Annotated in this window: 3 protein-coding genes; all 3 read right to left on the bottom strand. The window is 54.4% G+C overall.

Annotation, left to right across the window (positions count from 1 at the left end; all coding sequences use genetic code 11):
- Positions 1 to 86: 86 nt before the first annotated feature.
- Genes BVER_RS28540 through BVER_RS33100 form a run of 3 tightly spaced genes read right to left on the bottom strand, consistent with a single transcriptional unit; the run spans position 87 to position 2,491 of the window.
- Positions 87 to 1,535, bottom strand: a complete 1,449-nt coding sequence (locus BVER_RS28540; RefSeq protein WP_083452422.1) for an MATE family efflux transporter — start codon at positions 1,533 to 1,535, stop codon at positions 87 to 89.
- A gap of 10 nt (positions 1,536 to 1,545) precedes the next feature.
- The gene (locus BVER_RS28535; protein ID WP_232316904.1) at positions 1,546 to 2,283 is read right to left on the bottom strand and encodes an SDR family oxidoreductase; all 738 of its coding nucleotides are present in this window, start codon (positions 2,281 to 2,283) and stop codon (positions 1,546 to 1,548) included.
- A 37-nt stretch (positions 2,284 to 2,320) separates the two neighbouring features.
- Positions 2,321 to 2,491: a hypothetical protein gene (locus tag BVER_RS33100; RefSeq protein ID WP_198155468.1), complete on the bottom strand. Its 171-nt coding sequence runs from the start codon at positions 2,489 to 2,491 to the stop codon at positions 2,321 to 2,323.
- Between the last annotated feature and the right edge of the window lie 37 nt (positions 2,492 to 2,528).

Here is a 2,528-nt window from a genome sequence, read left to right as displayed (position 1 = left end):
GTTCTCACATGTTGTCGCAGACCAAAATTTATCCGACATGAGCACCATGAGTGACCACATTGGCTTAAGTAGCGATCTACGATCCTTTAATTAGCTGGTCGATTCCTCTGGTTAATTGAAGAGCGCAAACTCAGATCGTGAAAGCGTAATGTCATCAGCAGCGCGACAGTGGCAAGTCCGATTGCGAGACCCCACCACAACCCACGCACGCCAAAGTCGAAGGGGAGTGCTACCATGTAGCCAATCGGAAACGCTATGCCCCAGTAACCGAAGGCTGCGATGATCATCGGGACGCGTGTATCCTGCAATCCTCGCAAGCAGCCTGAGGCGATCGTTTGCATACCGTCGACTATCAGGAACAATGCCGTGACGACCAGCAGCGAGGTGGCGAGATCCACAGTTTCAGAGTTGTGTGGATCACCGGTATGCAGATAAAGCCTGACGATCCGATCACGCGCTAAGACTAGCACTAAAGCCGACAGCGTCATGAAACAGACTCCGAGCACGAACGCGACGAAGCCTGCTCGTCGAGCCGCGAGAGGATGACCAGTTCCAGAGAAAAAACTGATACGCACGTTCGCTGCCTGACCAATAGCAACTGGCACCACCAACCCAACCGGGGCAATGCTAGTTGCGATCTGATGCGAGGCGAGCGACGACGTACCGAGTATCCCGACGACCATGCCGACGGCAAGAAAAAGCATTGTCTCGACGCCGTAAATGATTGCAACCGGCCAGCCGTTTTCAAGCAGCTCGCGCATTATCGTCATGCTCGGCAACGCCAAGACCGCGAAGTGCCGGAAGTGACGCCGCATATGCAGGAGCATTATCAGCGTGAGCGCGGATAACCAGACGGTGAAAGTCGTCGCGGTCGCCGGCCCGAGGAAACCCATACGGGGCAGCCCCCACATACCGTGAATCAGTCCGTAGCTCAGGAAAGCATTGATAAAGCCTCCCCCGAGCGCCACCCACAACAACCACTTTGCAGCACCAATCGCGGGAAGGAACGAGCGCATCAATCCGGTTGCAATTAGGCTACCGGCGGCGGCCCAACGCAACACGCCCGTATATTCGACGATGTCCTGTACAAGTAGCGTGGGCGTACCCACCGCGAGCAAAATCGGTCTCGCAAACGACAGCAGTACGAACGCCGATATCGATAGCAATAACGACAACAGGAAGCCGGCCCAGTAGATATCAGGTACGCGCTGTTCATCTTGGGCACCACGCGCATGGGAAACGCTTACGCTGACCGATGTCAGTACTCCCTGCAGCAACGAAACCACAGTGAAAAATAGATTCGCGCCGAGACCACCTGCTGCAAGAGCACCAGAGCCGAGCGAGCCGAGCAATAGCGCATCGGTTATGCTCATCCCAACTTGCGATAACTGAGCGATGGCAAGCGGCGCGGCAAGGAGGGCAGTGTCGGCGGCGTGGCAAGGCAACGACGGCTCAGCTACGGTGGCTCGAGAGAAAACAGTGCGCCGTAACTGAGATTGACAGGAGTCGATCGTAGTTTTTTTGTCGATAATCACGCGACATCCCTCAGTGTAGAACAAGATCGACCGATGCCGATGATGTATGCGCATACTCGAGAACCAAGGCGACCGCGTTAGCCATGGTTTCGGGCGAGATGGTACGGACACCGCTCTCGGGTTGCGGCATGAGTACCTCGACTTGGCAGGGTGCGATAGTGCAAACGTGCACCGGCATCTCACGCAGCTCTTCACGAATGCTGTGTGAAAAGCCCTGGATTGCCCACTTAGAGGCTGCATAGCATGCCCCTCCGGGGAGGCTGGCAAGTCCGGCAATCGAGGAAATATTGAGTACCACGGCGTTCGAGGTTGCCTTAAAATATGGCAAAGCAAGACGGGTCAGATACGCTGGCACCTGTACGTTGATGCACATGATCTCAGCGAGCTTTCTATGATCAACGCTCTCTAATGTGCAAAAATTAAAAACGCCGGCGTTGTTGATCAGCACGTCGATGCCACCCATGGCAGTTATCGAAAAATCGATCAGTTGGCGACACGCTTCTTCACTAGCAAGATCACCGCTCCAAATATGAAGAGCGTGCTCCAACGCGGAATTGGAGATAAGAGCCTTCAATTTTCGCCTGTCTCTTCCTGCAGCAACAAGTTGCGCGCCAGATTTCAACAAATGTTCTGCTATAGCAAATCCGATCAGTCCGGAAGCGCCGGTAAGGACAATTTTTGATTCGGATAGCATTGGCGATCCATCTATATAGTGCGTCATGAACAGAGCCGGAAACGTGCACAGCACGACACCGGTCCTGTTTTCACTTATCGTTTATCAGATTTTAGTCTTCCTGCTCGGCGCCTTCGGCCACACAGGTCCGGCACCCCCAGCCGATGACACGGCCTGCTTCGCTGCCAGACAGCGTACGGGGCACGGCGCCAGCCAACGCGACATTCACGGCGAAGGGAGCGAGGATCACGGTTTCAAGATCGTTGATTTCAGTTGCATTCATGGTATTTCTCCATTGGTTGACATAGATAAAGTATCAC

The organism is Candidatus Burkholderia verschuerenii (assembly GCF_001189365.1).
GTDB lineage: Bacteria > Pseudomonadota > Gammaproteobacteria > Burkholderiales > Burkholderiaceae > Caballeronia > Caballeronia verschuerenii.
This window is presented reverse-complemented; position numbering and strand designations above follow the sequence as displayed.

Coding starts and splice junctions, on each gene's coding strand:
- BVER_RS33100 (WP_198155468.1), bottom strand. CDS start 2,491: ATGAATGCAACTGAAATCAACGATCTTGAAACCGTGATCCTCGCTCCC.